The following is a 19,699-nucleotide window of genomic DNA, read 5'->3' as shown; positions in this document are numbered from 1 at the left end:
GTCTATAAACGAATCGGTGGCGTTTGATAATCTTTAGGTAGACTTTGTTCTATATTTCCAGTTTCAATGCTTAGGTTGTAAATCTCTGCTGCATGAATATCTACAGTAAGCATAGCATCTTTCGTAGCTGCGACACGGCTGATTAATGGTAAAGAGATGTCTTTTTTATACTTCCCTAAATAGGTCTGCCCTTTTGTACTCATACCAAGTAGGCGAATATAGGATGGAGCAACACAATTATGTAATTGTTCCTTACTAAACCCAGTATAAATATGAGTAAGCATGCGCTGAAGTCGTGTCCATGTGTAGCGTTTTGATTTGATTTTTTCCATAAAGCTGCTAAAGGAATAACTAGTTTTGGCTGCCTTTATAAGAGCATTCTCAATTCCTTCTGTTACTTCAGCATAGTGATTCAATTCGTTAGGTGTATGTCGAATCAGTGTAAACTGTAAGAATGGCCAGAAACTCTCCCAGCTAGCAAATTTACCATACTGACGATACCAATTAGCTAAATAATCAAAAGATGCTTTTGGTAGAACATCTTGTACTTGCTCGAGTTCACGGGAGGTTGCTAAAGCCTGACGTATTCCCGTAGCACTTGCGATGGATGCACCCTCCTGTAAAGCATCATGATAACCTGCAGTAATTCGAGGAATAGTCATCGGTATAATATCACTATCTAATGTTTTGGCAGCTTCAATATAGTGAAAGCCGAGTATATTATTAGGCTGTGATAAATCAATGTATGTAGCAGGGAATTTTTGAGAAAGCTGTTTATAAGCATAATGTAAGCTTTTAGGATAGCTCGCACCTGTTGTAAGGCTTTCTTTAATAAGTGCGTTGTATTCCTCTCGATGTCCATGAATAAGCTCAAACGTACTCATAAAGGGTTGTATGGAACCGTCTTCACTGCCAAATGCAAAAGATTCACAGCCTATTGCGGTTAATAATGCAATGGCTCCTTTAGCGAAATCAGTTGCTGATGCGGTACTATAAACATAAGGCAGCTCGATGACGATATCTACACCACCGACTAGTGCCATTTTTGTGCGTGTCCATTTATCAACCATGGCTGGCTCACCACGTTGCAAAAATGTTCCACTCATTACAGCGATGACAAGATCAGCTTGTGCTGCTTTTTTTGCCTGTTCTAAATGATAAGCATGTCCATTGTGAAAAGGGTTGTATTCAACTACTACGCCAACTGCTTTCATGCATCAAGCCCCCATCTGTGTTAGTAGTAACCTATTTAGCGGGTACTAAATAAAGAAAATACGTGTATTATAGTATATAATTATAGTTGGGTTTTATAGTGGTGACAAGAAATTATCTTGACATCTATTTTTACACATTATATAATCAACATTGTTGTCTCGAGGTGATTAAACGAATGAAATGGTCAATTCATCAATTATCTAAATACCGCCAAAACGGGATGCCAATCGATGCCTATGTCCAGTTGGACGAGGTGATGGAGCGAAACCAGGATATTCGAGCAATTTCGCCCGTTCATGTAAAAGGGCTATGTACTTTCGGTGCATCGCAAATGACATGTCAGCTAATCGTGACAGCGACGTTAACACTACCATGTGCACGCACGTGGGAAGATGTTGAGTTTCCTATCGAAGTTGAGACAGTTGAAGTTTTCAGCTGGATTGACGAAGAAAAACGAGGGGAAGATGACGGAGAAATTCACTATATTGATGGTGAAGTAATCGACATGAAGCCGGTTATCGAGGAGTTAGTGCTTCTTGAAATACCTTTGCAAGTGTTTAAGGAGAATACCGAAGGACAAGTGCAAGGTGGTAAAAACTGGTCTTACGCAACAGATGAAGACGTTGAACTACACAAAAAAGCTGACACACAAAAAGTGGATCCAAGACTAGCTAATTTAGCTAAGTATTTTGATCAAACAGACGAATAGACGATCTGTAAGGAGGTGCCATCAATGGCTGTACCATTTAGAAGAACTTCTAAAACTGCAAAAAGAAAGCGTCGTACGCATTTCAAACTATCTGTACCTGGTATGGTAGCTTGCCCAAACTGTGGGGAAGCAAAATTATCACACCGTGTTTGCAAAGCTTGCGGACATTACAAAGGTAAAGAAGTAGTAAGCAAATAATTCAGTGTTTGCTCACTTAAAAGGCTAGTAGAGAGACCATGGCTCTTTACTAGCCTTTTTGTATGCTCGAAGAGACGGAATATTTCGTTAATAATAAAAAGATGTATAGTGCTATAATAATTGTGTGATACAATTTATTCATTGGGACAAAGGGGGAAATAGTATGGCGTATACAATTGACAATAATGAAGGTATTATGACTTTTACCATTAATCGTGAAGAAAAGCGAAATGCGGTCAATGACGAGGTTATGGATGGCCTACAAGAAGTAATTACATATATTCAAAACCATGATAATGTTCGTTTTTTAGTTGTAACTGGTGCAGGTGATAAATCATTTTGCTCAGGGGGAGATTTATCAGAATTTCATTCGCTTGAAACAGAGGATGAAGCATTTGGGATGCTGAGTAAGATGGGGAAAATATTGTATGATCTTGCAACTTTACCTGTACCCACGATTGCTTTGATTAATGGAGCGGCAGTTGGAGGAGGGTGCGAGATTGCAACAGCTTGTGATTTTCGTCTAGTAGCCAGTCATGCAAAATGTGGTTTTATTCAAGGGACATTAGCAATTACAAGCGGCTGGGGAGGCGGTACATACTTGTTTGAGCGAGGCTTACGTCATGATCGTGCAATGAAGATGCTAGTAGACGCCAAGCCTTATCCAGCGGAATTACTATATGAAATTGGTTGGGCTATGCGTGTTTTTGAAGGCTCAAAAGAAGAAGCGTTAAATGATTTTATTGAGCATATGCGTAAAATTCATCCTTCTGTTCATAAGGCTTATAAAGAAATTGAGCTTCGTAAGTGGCGTGAACGGAATATGTATGAACGTGTGATGGAGGAAGTTCGTACCTGTGCAAAGCTGTGGGAAAGTGAAGCCCATCATGAGGCAGTTAATAATTTCCTGACTAAGAAGAATAATAATTAATGTATAACGACAGCGTTTATTGATAAGGATAATCGCTGTCTTTTTTTATTCAAAGATTCTATTTTGCTTACACTTGCATATAGTAGTAAAAAATGCGAGGGTGATAGATTATGGAATTGAAAAAAAGAAAAGATCAATGGACAAAAGAAGACGATGAAAGATTAGCAGAAATCGTCTTGCATAATGTGCAAAATGGTAAAACACAGCTAGAAGCTTTTGAATTAGCTGCTTCTGAACTAGGGCGTACAAAACAAGCATGTGGTTTTCGGTGGAATAAAACGTTACGTGGTCAATATAGTCAGTCACTATTAGCTGTACGAAATCAACCGCAACAGTCAATGCGAAGTCATTTGAAATTGGCATTGACAAGTTTTGATGAATTAACAGATGCTTATCAGACCCTTGAAGTTAGACACCGTGAGCTGCAAAATGAGCATGACAAACTAGTGAAATGGCTGCAGCAAGGGTATTCTTTAATGAAAGATTAAACTAAAAGTATGGAAAATGATGAAGAATTAGCTTCTTTAAAATGGTATGTTAAATACTGTTTACTGGCTAAGTTAGTAAACAATTATCCATATTTTATCGTAAACAATCAGTCAATCCTGTATAATAGAAGAACCCGTAAAAGGAGGTGCCTTAGAAATTTTCTAAGGCACCTCCTTCTGTAAAGCGGGAAAAATGAATCATACAGCTTTTTGTGGTAAAACTGTTTAAAAGGAGTTTCACATTATAAGAGTGATGTGGGAGGTGACGAGGTGTTGTGAAGATAGCAATTATTGGTGCCGGTGCAGTCGGTCAGCTGATGGCAAGCTTTTTTGCTGAGTCAGGTAGTACTGTAACATTGGTCTCTAGAAGGCAAGAACAGGTAGATGAGCTACGTGTAAATGGTCTAACACGAATCAATGTTGATGGCACAAAAATTGTTCGAAAAGTAGCTTCAACAATGGATATAAAGGAGCTTCCGCAGCAAGATTTAATAGTAGTTGCGGTTAAATATGGTCAATTACACGAACTGTACAAACAATTGTCATTATTATCAAAAGAAGTTCCCTTACTATTTATGCAAAATGGCTTAGCACATTTTGAGGATGCACTACAATTAGCGCAAGAAAATATAGCTTTTTGCACGGTGTCATTTGGCGCACAACTGATAGATTCATCTACTGTACAGCATAGAGGTGTTGGTGTTTGTAAGATTGCATTAGAAAGAGGAGCAAGTGATATATTCAAGAGACTATTATTTTTCGAAAATGCTTTGTTTCCAGTTCAATTAGTGAATAATGCACAACAGATATTATTTGAGAAAGCTGTACTGAATAGCTTGATTAATCCATTGACAGCTGTTTTGCAAGTGAAAAACGGAGAGTTAGTCACAAATAAACAAGCGTTTTTAATTATGCAAACCATCTACCAAGAGCTAATAAAGGCTTTTAAAGGAATTGAAGAGACGATACCCTTTTCTAAAGTCATTGATTTATGTGAACAAACAGCGAATAACACATCTTCTATGCTGACAGATCGTATACAAGGAAGAAAAAGCGAAATCGATACGATTGTTGGTGTGCTTCTCAATAAGGCTTTAAAAAATGGTCATCATTTGCCAACCTTGCGTACTTTATATCACCAAGTACTTGCAATTGAAGAGTGTGGTGAAAGACGTTGAAAGATTTTTTACATATTGTGATTAGTGTCATTATTTTTTGTCCAATTCTTCTTTTTATGATTGTTTATTTAATTAGTCGAAAGGTAAAAATCCGAGGCACACATGCTTTTGGGGCTGCTTCAGATGTAACGACGTTTTGTTTGTTTTTTTCAGTGCCGTTAGCAATTGGTGTTCTATGGAGTGTCAATGTTGGTGTGCTTTTAGTAATGCTAGCACTGACGATGGCTATGATTTTTACATATATTGATTGGCGAACGAAAAAAGAAATTGAAGTGAAGCCACTACTGAAAAAAATTTGGCGCTTTCAATTTTTAATGCTAAGTACAGCCTATGTCGTTATTTGTGTTGTTGGAATTATTCAATCCGTTATAGAATATTTACAGACTGTCTAAGCATTTTCTTTTCATGTTGAAGCCATAAGCGTTAAAATAATAACATTAAAAATGTTTCTATAAAATTAACTCTTTATAAGTAATAAATTAGGAAAATACCAAATATTTGAGGTGTGTGTTATGCACTTAGAAATGCAGGTTGAATTGAGTATTTTCTTAATATTTTGTTGAGAATTGTCATTTTAAATAATCGTTCTAAAATAAAACGCATAGTATTAATGGAACTTATTTTTTCAATTTGCTTATTAAGAGAAAGATGATTTAGTGAGTAGAGGAGTTTATGTTAATGAAACTGGAGTCTATCCAAGTACCCATAGAAAATCGTGTGCTAGCAGATTATTGGTCACCGAAAACTGCCATTCATGAGTTTTTTGAATATGAATATAACGATCAATCTTTTGAAAAACGCGTGCGATATTTAGAACAGCATGCTAAAGACCAAAAAGAAATAGCAGCAATCATTCGTCAATTTATGGAGCCTCTTGGAATATCAAAGCAATCAAATGAGCATTTACAGCAACTAGAGCAAGGAGCTGTTGCAGTTGTTGGTGGGCAACAAGCTGGTATTTTAACAGGCCCTCTTTACTCAGTGCATAAGGCAATATCTGTCATAACGTTGGCGAAAGAACAAAGTCTAAAGCTACAGCGACCAGTTGTTCCTGTGTTTTGGATTGCTGGTGAAGATCATGACTTAGAAGAGATAAACCATACGTATACAGTGTTGGGTGTAGAGGTAAAAAAACGTGCCTACGGGGAACGCTCTAGACGTAAAACGATGGCTTCAGCAACAACTATTAATAAAGAAACCATGACACAATTAATGAATACAATTGCGAAAGATTTTGGTGAAACTGAATTCACTGAAACGCTTATGAAACAATTGATAGATACTCTAAATAAGGGTGAAACATTTACGGACTTCTTTGCACAGCTTATGAACCACCTATTCAAGGATGAGGGCTTGCTGCTTATTGATGCAACAAATTATAAACTCCGTCAGTATGAGAGCGAAAATTTTACTCAGATTATTCAGCATAACGAAGAAATTGCTAGAGTAGTGACGGAGAAAGAAGAGCACCTTGAACGCTCTGGTTATGGTAAGCCTATTTTAGCAACAAATGAAGCGGCAAATCTATTTTTTGTTGAAGATGGAGAACGTCATCTGTTAGAACGAAAGACTCAATCATTTGTTAATCTAGCAGCAAATATTAAATTATCGCAAGAAGAAATATTGGATATTGCTGTAAATCATCCTGAGAGATTAAGTAATAATGTTGTTACACGTCCTCTTATGCAGGAAATGACATTACCAGTTCTTGCGTTTGTTGGTGGTCCGGGGGAGCTTGCTTATTGGGCAACGTTGAAGGATGCATTTTCGGTACTAGGACTGCAAATGCCTATTTTCGCTCCACGTCTGCATATTACAATTATTACACGCCATGTGGAACAATTATTACGTGAGCAACAATTAACTGTTGCTGATGTATGGGCTGGCAAGGCATTACAACTTAAGGAGCAGTTTATTGCTGAAGTGCAGGATGAAGAAGCGAAATTTCAAATTCAAACAATGCAGCTAGAGCTTTTCAATAATTACAATCAGCTTGCATCTTATTTAAAAGAACAGCAAGTACCATTAGATAAAATACTTGAAAAAAATAAAGAGAATCATCAAAAACAGTTTGACTATTTACAGCAAAAGATTGAACAATCTGTACTTAATAAGCATGAAACAACAATTCGTAAATTTAAAACGTTACAAAATGAGCTATATCCAAATGAGGGGTTTCAGGAAAGAACTTATAATCCGTATCAATATATCAATGAATTTGGACCTATGTTAGTGACTGAAATGCTTAAGCAAAATTATAGCATTGGAAATCGTCACTATTTACTGTATTTATAAAATGCAATAAATGTATCTTTATACCTAAGTAATAATTTGATACAATGCAGATTTGATGAACATTGTCGATATTAATAATAATTAAAGAGCTATCCTACTAAGGGTAGCTCTTTAATTATGTCATTTAGCATAGATCAAAAAAATTGCTAAAGGTCTATTCGCACATTAAGTGTTGAAATGTCAAGTTTTTTTTAAAAAAAGTGGAGGAAAGTGGGGGGATGTGGTACATTATTTAATAAAGTGGGGTGAATAGCATGTTCATGGGAGAATATCAACACTCTGTTGATGCTAAAGGACGATTAATCGTACCCGCAAAATTTCGTGAAGCCTTAGGCGAAACGTTTGTTGTAACACGCGGACTTGATAATTGTTTGTTTGGCTATCCTATGGATGAATGGCGAAAACTCGAAGAAAAATTAAAGGGCTTACCGATGACCAAAAAAGATACCCGTGCATTTGCAAGGTTCTTCTTTTCAGGGGCAACGGAAGTAGAAATAGACAAGCAGGGTCGTATCAATATTCCTTCAACTCTTATGCAACATGCGCATCTTGTAAAAGAATGTGTTGTGCTAGGTGTTTCGAATCGAATAGAAATATGGGCAAAAGATGCTTGGGAGACTTACTTTAGTGAGTCTGAACAATCCTTTAATGAAATTGCAGAAAATATGATTGGCTTTGATTTTTAACTTTTGTAAAGATGTCAGTTGAATGAAGTTAAGGCCTGAAGGGAGCGAGTGGTATGTTCGATCATACAACCGTGCTATTAAAAGAAACTGTTGACGGGTTGAACATCGATCCTGATGGAATCTATGTGGACTGTACGCTAGGTGGCGCAGGTCACAGTGAATATTTAGTACAACAATTATCTGATAAGGGCCGTTTAATCTGCTTTGATCAAGATATGATAGCTATTAACAATGCGAAATTACGATTAGCACCCTATATAAACCGTGTGACATTTATCCATTCTAATTTTCGGAATTTGAAAGAAGAGTTAGTAGCACTTGGTATCGAGCAAGTAGATGGTATTCTATATGATTTAGGTGTTTCCTCTCCACAGCTAGATACACCTGAACGAGGCTTTAGTTATCATCACGATGCACCATTAGATATGCGCATGGATCAAACGGCAACGCTTACAGCATTTCATGTTGTGAATGAATGGGCATATGAGGATTTAGTACGTATCTTTTTCCGGTATGGAGAAGAGAAGTTTTCAAAGCAAGTTGCTCGTAAAATCGAAGAGGCACGTAAGGTGGCACCGATTGAAACAACCGGCCAACTTGTAGAACTTATAAAAGAGGGTATTCCAGCAGCGGCACGCCGTAAAGGCGGACATCCAGCGAAGCGCATATTCCAAGCAATACGAATTGCTGTTAATGATGAGCTAGGCGCGGCAGAGGATTCATTAGTCGATGCGATTGATATGATAAGCGTAGGTGGACGCATTAGTGTCATTACGTTCCATTCATTGGAGGACCGCCTGTGCAAGACTATTTTTAAGGAAGCGTCATCATTACCGGAATTACCACCAAATTTACCTGTAATTCCTGATGACATGAAGCCAACTTTAAAGCTTATTACGAGAAAGCCGATTGTTCCATCTGATGAGGAACTTGAGGTTAACAAACGTGCACGTTCAGCGAAGCTTAGAGTGGTGGAGAAAATTAACGACAAAGGGCGTGAGTAAATGGCAGCAGTACGTGTAAGGCAGCACCAACATCAACAAGTGCAACAACCGATAACACCACCTAGTCCACAACCCACTATCATACGTCGTAAAAAAACGAACCAGAAGTTTGAAAAAACAATGCTAATTGCTTTAGTTGGTATTATTGTTGTATTAGCGGTAGTCGTTTTAAATAAGCAAGCGGCTATTCAAACAACAAGTATGGACATTCAAAAAATCGAAGCAGAAGCAGGAGAGATTGCTAAAAAGAATGTTGACTTGACGGTTCGTGTGAGTGAACTTTCTACATACGAAAATATATGGAAAAAAGCGAAAGAACTCGGTTTAACTCAAAATGAGAAAAATGTAAAGGTAGTGCCGGGAGAATGAAAAAAAAGAGATTTCGATTCCAATGGGGAGCCTTTCTATTATTGATTTTTTATGGAGGGCTCTTTTTTCTATTATTCACAAGAATGGTGACATTACAGGCGACAGGTGAGGTAGAAGGACAAGAGCTTGCGGCTAGAGCAGCTGCAAAGTATAGCAAGGAAAGCGCCATAACAGCAAGTCGTGGTAAGATTTACGATCGAACTGGGCAAGTCATAGCGGAGGATACACTTAGCTATCGATTAATCGCAGTCGTCAATGAAAAGGCCACGACAGATAAAAAAGCTCCGCGACATGTTATAGATCCAGAAAAAACAGCTGAAATTTTGTCGCAGTATATTCATATGAATAAAGAGGATGAGATGAATAAGGAAGCGATTTATAAACAGCTAACAAGGTTAAAGGAAGATGGAGAAAAACCTTATCAAGTTGAATTTGGTAGTGCAGGACGAGGAATTAGCCATCAGGTTATGAGTAAAATCAAAGATGAGAAATTGCCTGGGATTCTATTTGTAAATGATTTGAAACGCTATTATCCAAATGGTATTTTTGCCTCACATTTAATTGGCTTTGCAGTGAAAGAGGAAAATAAAGATCATACGTTCACGACAAAAGGTAAGATGGGGCTTGAATTAACCTATAACAAAGAATTATCGGGAAAAGACGGTAAAATTGAATATGAGACAGATGCTTTTAGTTATCTTTTACCGAATAGCGAAAAAATGGTGACACCTGCCGAAAATGGTGATGATATTTATTTAACAATTGATAAAACAATTCAGAGCTTTTTAGAGGAAGCGATGTCACTGGTTGAAAAGGAATATAATCCTGAATCTATGACAGCTGTTGTGGCAGAATCGAAAACAGGAAAAATACTGGCAATGACCCAACGTCCTACATTTAATCCTGATACACGTGAAGGTACAAATATGAAATGGCTGAACGATGTTATTGAGGAAACCATTGAACCAGGCTCAACAATGAAAACATTCACACTTGCTTCAGCTATTGATACAGATACATGGCCACCAAATGCTACGTATATGTCAGGTCAGTACAAAGTGCTTGATAGAGTAGTTAAAGACCATAATAAAGGGCGTGGTTGGGGACCGATAACCTATTTAGAAGGATTCCAGCGTTCATCTAATACGGCAATGGCACATTTATTAAAGCTTATTGGCGAGGATGTCTTTTATGATTATTTAGATAAATTTGGTTTTGGCAAGAAAACAGGTATTGATTTACCGAATGAGGCAGCAGGTACACTTTTATCGAAATACCCAATTCAACGAGTTACAACTACATTCGGTCAAGGCTCTACGGTTACGCCAATTCAGCTTATTCAAGCTATGACAGCAATAGCGAATGATGGCAAAATGATGCAGCCTTATGTTATTGATCAAATTGTTGATCCATCGACAGGGAAAATAATCCAAAACCATAAACCAATTGAAAAAGGACAGCCAGTTTCAGCTAACACAGCGAAGCAAGTAAGGGAAATCCTTGCATCTACATTAACAGCTGAACATGGAACAGCGAAGGACTTTATTCTTGATGAATATGAGGTTGCAGGTAAAACAGGAACTGCACAAATACCAAAAGCAAGTGGTGGATATCTTGCAAATGATTATCTGTATTCATTCCTAGGGATGGCTCCAGTTGATAATCCACAGCTCATTATGTACGTCTCAGTAACAAAACCTAAGCTCAAAAAAGGAGAAAATGGTTCTGTTCCAGTATCAAAAGTATTTAAGCCAGTTATGCTAAATAGTTTAAAGTATTTAAATGTTAATACAGAAGATGTCAAAAAGGTGGATAATGCAGCAATCCAGGATTATACAGGTCAAAGTGCTGAGGCTGTACAGGTAGAGCTTGCAAATGATGGTTTGCAGCCAGTTGTTGTTGGAAGCGGCGGGAAAATCATTGAACAATATCCAAAAGGTCCTCAAAAACTTATAAAAGGTAATTTTGTGTTTTTAAAAACAGAAGGTGATATCTCACTACCAGATTTTACTGATTGGTCGTTGCGCAATGTACTTGTGTTCAAGTCAATGGCTAATCTTGAGATAGAGGTTGTGGGTGAGGGCTTTGTAGCCAGTCAGAGTGTATCAGCAGGTACTGTAATTTCAGATAGTTCACCGATAGTTGTGAAGTTGAAAACACCTGCTGAAAGCTTTATAAAAGATGTTGAAGCTACATCCGATGATGAAGTTGAACAAATAGTTGATCAATAGATACTGAATAGAAGTCCACTTTATTTCATACGTTGTAAAAAACAAGGTGTGATGTCGAATGAAGTGGATTTCTATCCATTCTAAAAAACGTTTACGTATTTTATATGTGTTATTTATGTGTGTTGCAGTAGCCATTGTCATTAGATTGTTCTTCTTACAGGTACTAGATCAAAAGGAGCTAACAAAGAAGGCCGAAGAGAATTGGGACCGAGAAATTCCCTTTGCAAATGAACGTGGTCATATAACAGATCGTGATGGGCAAAGTATTGTCACAAATAAGCTTGCACCCACTCTTTATTTCATGCCTTCTCAAAGCAAAGATATCGAAGGTGCTGCTGCAAAGATAGCACAGGTACTGGAAGTTGATGAACAAAAGCTGTTGGAGAAAATGAAGAAAAGAGAATATTTAGTGAAATTAGCACCGGAAGGAAAAAATATTTCTTATGAAAAAGCGGTGCAATTACAAGGCATGCAAATCGAGGGCTTATATAGCGGGGTTGATTATGCAAGGGATTACCCATATGGCACAATGCTCTCGCGATTTTTAGGTTTCACAGGCTATGATGCCCAAGGGTTAGCTGGTATTGAATATGAATATAATAAACTACTTCAGGCTAACTCCTCAGCCATTCGCCTTTTTACAGACGCGAAAGGGAATAATTTACCGAATGTTGCAAGTGCTTGGAAAGCTGGAGAAGATGGTGCAACGGTAAAGCTTACAATTGATGTAGATGTGCAGCAGGTGGTGGAGCGTGAACTGTCCCAGGCTATGGAGCGTTATGAGGCTGACCAAGCGTTAGCTATTGCAATGAATCCAAACAATGGCGAGATTTTAGCATTAGCCTCCTACCCTACTTTTCATCCGGCAAAATATCAAATTGTTGAACCTGCTATCTATAATCGGAATTTACCCGTATGGATGACCTACGAGCCTGGCTCAACGTTCAAAATTATTACCTTGAGTGCAGCTCTAGAAGAGAATTTAGTGGATTTAGAACATGATACATTTTATGACCCAGGCTATACGATGGTTGCAGGTGCTAGATTACGTTGCTGGAATCGTGGTGGGCATGGCCATGAAACATTCCTTGAAGTTGTAGAGAATTCATGTAACCCGGGGTTTATTGAATTAGGACAACGACTTGGCAATGAAAGATTATTACAATATATTAAAGACTTTGGTTTTGGTCAAAAGACAGGGTCTAACATTGCAGGTGAAGCTTCGGGAATATTATTTTCTAAAGAAGCCTTTGGACCTGTGGAGCAGGCAACAACTTCTTTCGGTCAAGGGGTGGCTGTTACTCCTATTCAACAAGTGCAGGCAGTTGCTGCAGCTATAAATGGGGGCAAGCTTTATACGCCATATGTTGTGAAGAAAATTTTCAATCCGAATACTGGCGAAGTCATAAAGGAGACTGAACCAGAAGTTAAAAAACAGGTTATTCGTGAGGAGACATCTGCAAAGGTTCGAGGTGCATTAGAATCAGTTGTAGCAAAGGGCTCTGGACGACAGGCTTACCGAGATGGCTTACGTATTGGGGGAAAAACGGGAACAGCACAAAAAGTAGAGAATGGGCGTTATAAAAGCGGAGAATATATCGTATCTTTTATTGGCTTTGCACCAGCGGATAATCCACAGATTGTCGTTTATGTAGCGGTGGATAACCCGAAGAAAACAACTCAATTTGGTGGTGTTGTAGCAGCTCCAATTGTCGGTCAAATTATTGAAGATGCTTCACCTTTTGTTGGCATTGAAAAATCGAAGGAACAGCTTGAAAAGGATTATCGTTGGGGTGATCCAATCACGGTGAAAGTACCTAGCTTTATTGGTCAAACGAAGGATGATATTGCAAAGCAACATTATCCATTCCGTATTGAATGGCATGGTGAAGGAACTAAAATTGGTAATCAACTGCCTGAAGTGGATAGTGTTATCAAACAAGATGGCACAATTCATTTATATTTGGAGAACTAATATAACTTTACCTTTAAAAAATGGGAAAGAACCACTATTATTATGAAGGGTAGTAATAAATAAATGAAGGTTTATGCTTTTTTCTTGAAGAAGAAAGTGAAACAAGATTTAAAGGAGATTTTTCAATGAAACTCGCAACAACTCTTACCATTTTAGCTCTTGCCTTTATAGTAACAGTTATTTTGGCACCAATCAGTATTCCTCTTCTTCGTCGACTTAAATTCGGTCAAAGTATCCGTGAAGAAGGACCAAAATCACATATGAAAAAAGCGGGTACTCCAACAATGGGGGGCATTATTTTTCTAATTGCCATAATCCTCACTACTGCTGGTGTAGGAAGCTTTTTAGATTTATTTACCACACAAACCGTCGTACTGTTGTTAGTATTAGCTGGGTTTGGCTTAATCGGATTTCTAGATGATGGCTTAAAGGTTATTTTTAAACGTAACCTTGGTTTAACATCCCTGCAAAAGCTAATTGGTCAAATCGTCATTGCCGTTCTGGCTTATTTCTTACTGCACGTAGGATCATTCGATACAACGCTTGCTATACCATTTACAGACTTGACATTTGATTTAGGGGTTTTCTATGTAGCTTTTCTAATTTTTTGGTTGGTTGGCTTCTCGAATGCAGTGAATTTAACAGATGGACTAGATGGACTAGTGGCAGGCACAGCATCTATTGCCTTTGCAGCTTTTGGTGTAATTGCGCTTTTCCAAGATCAAGCTGATATTGCTTTATTTGCATTTGCTGTAACTGGGGCATTATTAGGATTTCTGCTGTTTAATGCAAATCCTGCAAAGGTATTTATGGGTGATACAGGGTCATTAGCTTTAGGCGGAGCTTTAGCTATGGTGTCTGTATTAATAAAAGAAGAATTCTTATTGTTATTAGTGGGATTAGTGTTTGTAATTGAAACATTATCCGTTATTTTACAGGTTGGTAGTTTTAAGCTTCGTAAAAAACGTATTTTTAAAATGAGTCCTATCCACCATCATTTCGAATTATCAGGATGGTCAGAGTGGAAAGTTGTCCTTGTCTTTTGGTCAACCGCTTTAGCAGTAGCATTGATTGCAGTCTTATCGGAGGCGTTCTTATGAAAAACTATACAGATCTACAACATAAAAAGGTACTTGTTTTAGGCCTAGCCAAAAGCGGTGTGGCAGCAGCCGAAATTTTACATGAACTAGGCGCCTTTGTGACAGTCAATGATTCAAAGCCATTTGATGAAAGTCCAGATGCACAAGGCCTATTGCAAAAAGGAGTAACAGTTATTTGTGGTCGTCATCCAGAGGATTTACTAGATGAAGGCTTTGAATTAGTTGTAAAAAATCCAGGTATTCCTTACAGCAATAAAATTGTAGCGGATGCTATTAGCCGAGAAATACCTGTTTGGACGGAAATTGAACTGGCCTATTTGATCAGTGAAGCACCGTTTATTGGTATCACTGGTTCAAATGGTAAAACAACAACGACAACTTTAATTTTTGACATGTTGAATAATGGTGGTAAAAAGCCACTGATTGCTGGAAATATTGGAACAGTGGCATGCGGTGTTGCAAGGGAAGCACAGAAAGATAATATCATTGTAACGGAATTATCCTCGTTCCAATTGATGGGCACAAAAACTTTCCAGCCTAAAATTGCTATTCTAACAAATCTTTATGATGCGCATCTTGATTATCATGGAACATTTGACAATTACGCAGAGTCAAAATTCGGTGTTACTCGTAATCAAGATGAGAATGATTATTTTATTTATAATGCAGATCAGCCAATTGTTGTTGGTTATGCCGCAAAATCTAAAGGAAATAAGATTCCGTTTAGTTCAAATGGACATACAGCTGAAGGAATTAGTGCAGACGACACAATGATTTACTGGCAAGGGGAACCCTATATGGAACGGGCTATCATTGCTTTACCAGGTAAACATAACTTAGAAAATATTTTAGCAGCAGTAGCAGCATGTATTTTAGTTGGTTGTGATAAAGCTAAGATGGAGGAAATTCTTGCGACATTTGGTGGTGTTCGTCACCGTACACAGTTTGTACGCGAATGGAATGGAAGAAAAATTTACAATGATTCCAAAGCAACAAACTGCTTAGCTACAAAAAGTGCCTTAGATGCATTTCAGGCACCAGTTATTCTTCTAGCAGGGGGCTTAGATCGAGGTCATTCGTTTGAGGAATTACGTCCATGTATGGGGCATGTCAAAGGTGTAGTGGCGTTTGGAGAAACAGGCTTACGCTTTGTAGAATTTGCAAAGTCATGTGGTGTTCAGCAAACAATTATTGCACAAAATGTTGAGGATGCTGTACATTATGCGGCACCGATGTCAGCTGAGGGGGATGTTATTCTATTGTCTCCTGCATGTGCAAGCTGGGATCAATATGACAGTTTCGAAATTCGAGGAGATGTTTTTATTGAAGCTGTAATGAAGCTGTCATAAGTCTGTAACTATTTTAGAATATACTTGACTTGGAAGGATGGCATTACTGAGAGGAAAAGAAAGCTATTTATTGCTCGTCACAACATTGATGCTATCAATAATCGGCATTATTTTCGTCTATTCTGCAGGTACCTATTGGAGTGCCGTTCATTATAGTGGAAAAATGCCGTTTTATATGAAGCAAAGTATGTATTTTGCTGTTGCCATTGTCGTATTTTTAATCACCATTCGATTAAATATTTTGAGAGAGCAATCCTTTTGGAAAATGGCCTATATTTTTTCGTTAATTTTGCTGGTTCTTGTACTTATTCCAGGCATTGGACTAGTACGAAATGGCTCGCAAAGCTGGATAGGTGTAGGTCCATTAACCATTCAGCCAGCAGAGCTAACGAAAATTACAGTCATAGTGTACTTGAGTCATATATTAGCGCAGCATAAAACAGGTACACCGATTATTAACTGGCGACACGGATTCATTTTAGTATTACCAGTGGTTCTTATTATGCTGCAGCCTGATTTTGGCTCGGTATTTATATTAGTGGTCTCAGTCTTTTTATTGTTTTTTGTAGCAGGATATCCATTAAAACTTTATGGAATGTTTATGATAGCAGGAGTTGCAGGGTTAGCAGGGTTGATTGTAACAGCACCATATCGATTAAAACGCATTCAAGCATTTCTTGATCCATGGGCGGACCCTTTGGTAAGTGGATTTCAAGCTGTACAATCATTAATGGCAATTGGACCTGCCGGCATTTTTGGTCATGGTTTTGGACAAAGTAGACAGAAGTTCTTATATTTACCCGAGCCTCAAAATGACTTTATTTATGCGATTATTTTAGAAGAGGTTGGATTGCTTGGGGGTCTATTTATTTTAGCATTATTTGTACTAGCGATTTATGCTGGTTATAAATTTGCAGTACAAGCTAAATCGAGAGCATCCTATTACGCGATTATAGGACTTGTTACAATGCTGACCGTGCAAGCATTTCTAAATATATCTGTAGTGATTGGTTTAGTACCTGTAACGGGGGTCACACTGCCTTTTATTAGTTATGGAGGAACATCTTTAGTAACAATGTGGTTAATAATAGGTATTATTTATCAATTAGCGAAATAAATATAAAGGAGGAGTACTTTTTGGAGAAAGTAATTGATATAGAAGATCGCATACCTACGCTAAAAAAGCGACGAAAAAAGCGTACAAATCGGAAATTTATAGTGCTAATATTACTTTTCTTTATCGTGTTAGCAGTACTCCTTTATTTTCAATCTCCTTACAGTAAAATCAACAAAATTACAGTCAACGGTGCTCGCTTAGCTGATGAACATTATTATTTACAGGCCAGTACTCTGGCTCCTGGAAAGTCGATGTGGGGTTTTAAGGTAAATGATATTGAGGAGTTAATACTCAAGGATAAATGGGTAAAAGAAGCGCATGTTAAACGTAACTTGCTGCGTGATGTAACAATAGAAATTAAAGAATGGAAAAAAGTTGCATACTTAGCTGGTGATGGCACCTATTATCCTTTACTCGAAAATGGCAAACGATTTGAACAAGCTGGTGATGAAGTGCCAATTGATGCTCCTGTTTTTATTGGTATAACTGGTGAAAAAACAATCAACAAGCTTGTTGAGCAATTAGCACAGTTAAAGCCAGAAGTATTAGCCTTAATTTCTCAAGTCAATACAAACAGTAATGAGACAAATCCTAATGCAGTCAGACTTTATATGAATGATGGATATGAAGTACGTGCTGTTATTCAAACTTTAGCTGATAAGTTAAATTATTACCCCTCAATTGTGGCACAAATTAGTAATTTAGAAAAGGGGGTTATTGATTTAGAGGTAGGCTCATATTATCGTCCTTACAATGATGAATACAACAAAATAAGCATTGATGTAAATGGAAAAGAAGATGAAGAAACGGCCAACCAGGAAGTGAATAATGATGAGCAACAAACGAATGAATAGCAAAGGAAGTTTTTTGTCAAGGAAGCAATTTGAATTGCTTATTGTTTGTATAACAATGGGATTCATTATTGGCTATTCATACAATCAGGCAAAAGATAGCCGAAATGCAGGTTCAATTGATTCAGAGCTTTTTGAGCAAGAGGAATCATATCGTGAGGATTTAATAGCCCAGCAAGAACGGAATAAAGTATTAGCAGAAGAAGCAAATGCGCTGCAAGAAAAAATTCGCAAGTATGAGAAATCATTTGTTGCTGATGAAAAGGCTAACAAAAAGCTTGTTGAAGAAGCAGAGGATTTACGATTATTATTAGGCGATTTACAAGCAGAAGGAAAAGGAATTCGTATAACGCTGCAAGATGGAGGTTATGATCCTAAATCTGCAAATCCTAATGATTATATCGTTCATGAAAGCCATGTGTTTAAATTGCTTAATGAGCTAAAAATTTCTGGTGCACAGGCTATTGCCATCAATGGTCAACGGGTTCTAGCGAATTCCTATATACGTTGTAATGGACCTGTGATTACGATTGACGGCAAGCAGCATCCTGCGCCATTTATTGTTGAGGCTATAGGTGATTCTCCAACATTGGCGTCCTCATTAAATTTAAATGGTGGTGTAGTGGATCAGTTATTAAATGACAATATTGTTGTGTCATTAGAAGAAAATCAAAAACTAAGTATGCCAAAAGTAAAAGTTGAGAGTTAAATTTAATTTTCAACATTAGCCTCCAGAGTAGTTGCAGATTTTACATGCATTTGCATTATTCAAAATCTAAGGCGTTATTTATGGGGGTTACGATACGTCTAGGAGGGGCTATTTTGAAAAAAAATATGTACACCCGAATAACGATCGTGCTATTTATTATCGGTTTGATGATAGCGGTACAGTACAATACTATACAACAACCAGCTGAGCGAGATACACGAGATATTTGGGCCATAAGAGAGGAATTAGCAGAAGAAAAACAAAGACATTCCACATTATTAGCAGAAATTCGCTCACTCAATGAAGTAGTGGGTCGCTATGAGCAATCTGAAAAAGCAAGTTTACAGGCAGCTTTAAATGAGACATTGAAACGTTTAAAGCTTCAAGCGGGCTTAACTGAAGTTACAGGTCCAGGAGTTGTCATACGTGTAGAGCCAGCACAAGAATTAGTGGAAATGGGATTTGACATTCAAGAAATTTCACCTGATTTGCTGACTCAACTATTGAATGCTTTGTTTAAAAACAATGCGGCTAGTGTTTCGATAGATGGAAATCGCGTTGTACATACAACAGCAATTCGAGACATAAATGGAAAAACGACTGTGAATAGTGTAGCACTGTCATCGCCTCCTTTTGAAATTTATGTTGGGACAAGCTCTTTTAAGGAAGCTCAAAAAATGTACAATTCGTTACAAGCTTCAACATTTATTGATTCCTTTTATTTAGATAATTTTAATTTAATAATTGAAGAGCCGACTGAACAATTAACAATCCCAGCATTTGATCAGCCATTGACAAATGATTATTTAACAGAGGTGAAAAAAGGAGAATAAAATATGTGGCTACCATTTTTAGGTTTGATATTTGGACTTGCCCTAGGCTTGTTAACGAATATACAAATTCCCTCTATCTATGAAAATTATCTGTCAATAGCAGTTTTAGCAGCTTTAGATACTTTATTTGGCGGAATTCGTGCTCAATTGCAACAAGTATACGATGATAAAGTTTTTGTGTCAGGCTTCTTTTTTAATATAATCCTTGCAGCAGGTTTAGCCTTTTTAGGAGTGTATTTAGGAATAGATTTGTATTTAGCTGCCATTTTCGCTTTCGGAGTACGTTTGTTCCAAAATATAGCAATTATTAGGCGTATTTTACTAAATAGGCTAGATGAAAAACGTCACAAAAAGAAGAAAACTTCCATAGAATGAGAGAAAAATTGAGCAAATTACTCGATTTGCTTAGACATTACGCCAAATTTACAATAGAATGAAAATAAGAGCATTTTTCAAGGAGG

At 37.5% G+C, this 19,699-nt stretch carries 20 protein-coding genes; 19 read left to right on the top strand and 1 reads right to left on the bottom strand.

The window, feature by feature from the left end; translation table 11 throughout:
• Positions 1–2: 2 nt before the first annotated feature.
• The gene (locus ACQKIM_RS06560; RefSeq protein ID WP_427540833.1) at positions 3–1,214 is read right to left on the bottom strand and encodes a nucleotidyltransferase; all 1,212 of its coding nucleotides are present in this window, start codon (positions 1,212–1,214) and stop codon (positions 3–5) included.
• Positions 1,215–1,390: 176 nt separating this feature from the next.
• Here ACQKIM_RS06560 and ACQKIM_RS06555 point away from each other — a divergent pair, with 176 nt between their 5' ends.
• The 19 genes from ACQKIM_RS06555 (at position 1,391) to ACQKIM_RS06465 (ending at position 19,613) form a co-directional block, all read left to right on the top strand.
• Positions 1,391–1,924 (top strand): YceD family protein, encoded by a 534-nt coding sequence (locus tag ACQKIM_RS06555; RefSeq protein ID WP_427540830.1) that lies wholly within the window; start codon positions 1,391–1,393, stop codon positions 1,922–1,924.
• 24 nt (positions 1,925–1,948) lie between these two features.
• Positions 1,949–2,122, top strand: coding sequence for a 50S ribosomal protein L32 (gene rpmF / locus ACQKIM_RS06550; protein ID WP_054770816.1), 174 nt, complete (start codon positions 1,949–1,951; stop codon positions 2,120–2,122).
• 163 nt (positions 2,123–2,285) lie between these two features.
• Complete coding sequence (locus ACQKIM_RS06545) at positions 2,286–3,053, top strand: enoyl-CoA hydratase/isomerase family protein (protein WP_427540827.1); 768 nt, start codon at positions 2,286–2,288, stop codon at positions 3,051–3,053.
• Between the two features lie 110 nt (positions 3,054–3,163).
• A complete protein-coding gene (locus tag ACQKIM_RS06540) occupies positions 3,164–3,541 on the top strand; it encodes a transcriptional regulator (RefSeq protein ID WP_427540824.1) in 378 nt (125 codons plus the stop codon).
• Positions 3,542–3,816: 275 nt separating this feature from the next.
• Positions 3,817–4,719: a ketopantoate reductase family protein gene (locus ACQKIM_RS06535; RefSeq protein ID WP_427540821.1), complete on the top strand. Its 903-nt coding sequence runs from the start codon at positions 3,817–3,819 to the stop codon at positions 4,717–4,719.
• The gene (locus ACQKIM_RS06530; RefSeq protein WP_427540818.1) at positions 4,716–5,111 is read left to right on the top strand and encodes a DUF3397 domain-containing protein; all 396 of its coding nucleotides are present in this window, start codon (positions 4,716–4,718) and stop codon (positions 5,109–5,111) included. Before ACQKIM_RS06535 ends, ACQKIM_RS06530 begins: the two co-directional genes overlap by 4 nt.
• Positions 5,112–5,397: 286 nt before the next feature.
• Positions 5,398–7,014, top strand: coding sequence for a bacillithiol biosynthesis cysteine-adding enzyme BshC (gene bshC, locus ACQKIM_RS06525; RefSeq protein WP_427540815.1), 1,617 nt, complete (start codon positions 5,398–5,400; stop codon positions 7,012–7,014).
• Between the two features lie 254 nt (positions 7,015–7,268).
• A complete protein-coding gene (gene mraZ, locus ACQKIM_RS06520; protein WP_068983256.1) occupies positions 7,269–7,700 on the top strand; it encodes a division/cell wall cluster transcriptional repressor MraZ in 432 nt (143 codons plus the stop codon).
• A 53-nt stretch (positions 7,701–7,753) separates the two neighbouring features.
• Positions 7,754–8,704: a 16S rRNA (cytosine(1402)-N(4))-methyltransferase RsmH gene (gene rsmH / locus ACQKIM_RS06515; RefSeq protein WP_427540812.1), complete on the top strand. Its 951-nt coding sequence runs from the start codon at positions 7,754–7,756 to the stop codon at positions 8,702–8,704.
• Entirely contained in the window at positions 8,705–9,073 is a 369-nt protein-coding gene (ftsL, locus tag ACQKIM_RS06510; RefSeq protein ID WP_427540809.1) for a cell division protein FtsL, read from the top strand. It begins immediately after the preceding gene.
• On the top strand, positions 9,070–11,304 hold the full coding sequence (locus ACQKIM_RS06505; RefSeq protein ID WP_427540806.1) for a penicillin-binding protein: 2,235 nt from the start codon (positions 9,070–9,072) through the stop codon (positions 11,302–11,304). The genes ftsL and ACQKIM_RS06505 overlap by 4 nt, the downstream gene beginning before the upstream one ends.
• A 58-nt stretch (positions 11,305–11,362) precedes the next feature.
• Positions 11,363–13,279, top strand: a complete 1,917-nt coding sequence (locus ACQKIM_RS06500) for a stage V sporulation protein D (protein WP_427540803.1) — start codon at positions 11,363–11,365, stop codon at positions 13,277–13,279.
• A gap of 125 nt (positions 13,280–13,404) precedes the next feature.
• Positions 13,405–14,379 (top strand): phospho-N-acetylmuramoyl-pentapeptide-transferase, encoded by a 975-nt coding sequence (mraY, locus tag ACQKIM_RS06495; RefSeq protein WP_427540800.1) that lies wholly within the window; start codon positions 13,405–13,407, stop codon positions 14,377–14,379.
• Positions 14,376–15,728 carry a UDP-N-acetylmuramoyl-L-alanine--D-glutamate ligase gene (gene murD / locus ACQKIM_RS06490; RefSeq protein ID WP_427540797.1) on the top strand — a complete coding sequence of 451 codons (1,353 nt, stop codon included), beginning with the start codon at positions 14,376–14,378 and terminating at the stop codon, positions 15,726–15,728. Before mraY ends, murD begins: the two co-directional genes overlap by 4 nt.
• Before the next feature lie 37 nt (positions 15,729–15,765).
• Entirely contained in the window at positions 15,766–16,845 is a 1,080-nt protein-coding gene (locus tag ACQKIM_RS06485; RefSeq protein ID WP_427540794.1) for an FtsW/RodA/SpoVE family cell cycle protein, read from the top strand.
• Positions 16,846–16,865: 20 nt separating this feature from the next.
• Positions 16,866–17,699: a cell division protein FtsQ/DivIB gene (locus ACQKIM_RS06480; protein ID WP_427540791.1), complete on the top strand. Its 834-nt coding sequence runs from the start codon at positions 16,866–16,868 to the stop codon at positions 17,697–17,699.
• Entirely contained in the window at positions 17,677–18,405 is a 729-nt protein-coding gene (locus ACQKIM_RS06475) for a DUF881 domain-containing protein (RefSeq protein ID WP_427540788.1), read from the top strand. The genes ACQKIM_RS06480 and ACQKIM_RS06475 overlap by 23 nt, the downstream gene beginning before the upstream one ends.
• A gap of 113 nt (positions 18,406–18,518) precedes the next feature.
• The gene (locus tag ACQKIM_RS06470) at positions 18,519–19,238 is read left to right on the top strand and encodes a DUF881 domain-containing protein (RefSeq protein WP_427540785.1); all 720 of its coding nucleotides are present in this window, start codon (positions 18,519–18,521) and stop codon (positions 19,236–19,238) included.
• 3 nt (positions 19,239–19,241) lie between these two features.
• Complete coding sequence (locus tag ACQKIM_RS06465; protein WP_427540782.1) at positions 19,242–19,613, top strand: small basic family protein; 372 nt, start codon at positions 19,242–19,244, stop codon at positions 19,611–19,613.
• The last annotated feature ends 86 nt before the right edge of the window (positions 19,614–19,699 follow it).

Source organism: Lysinibacillus sp. NPDC047702, from assembly GCF_050272555.1.
Taxonomy (GTDB): domain Bacteria; phylum Bacillota; class Bacilli; order Bacillales_A; family Planococcaceae; genus Lysinibacillus.
This window is presented reverse-complemented; position numbering and strand designations above follow the sequence as displayed.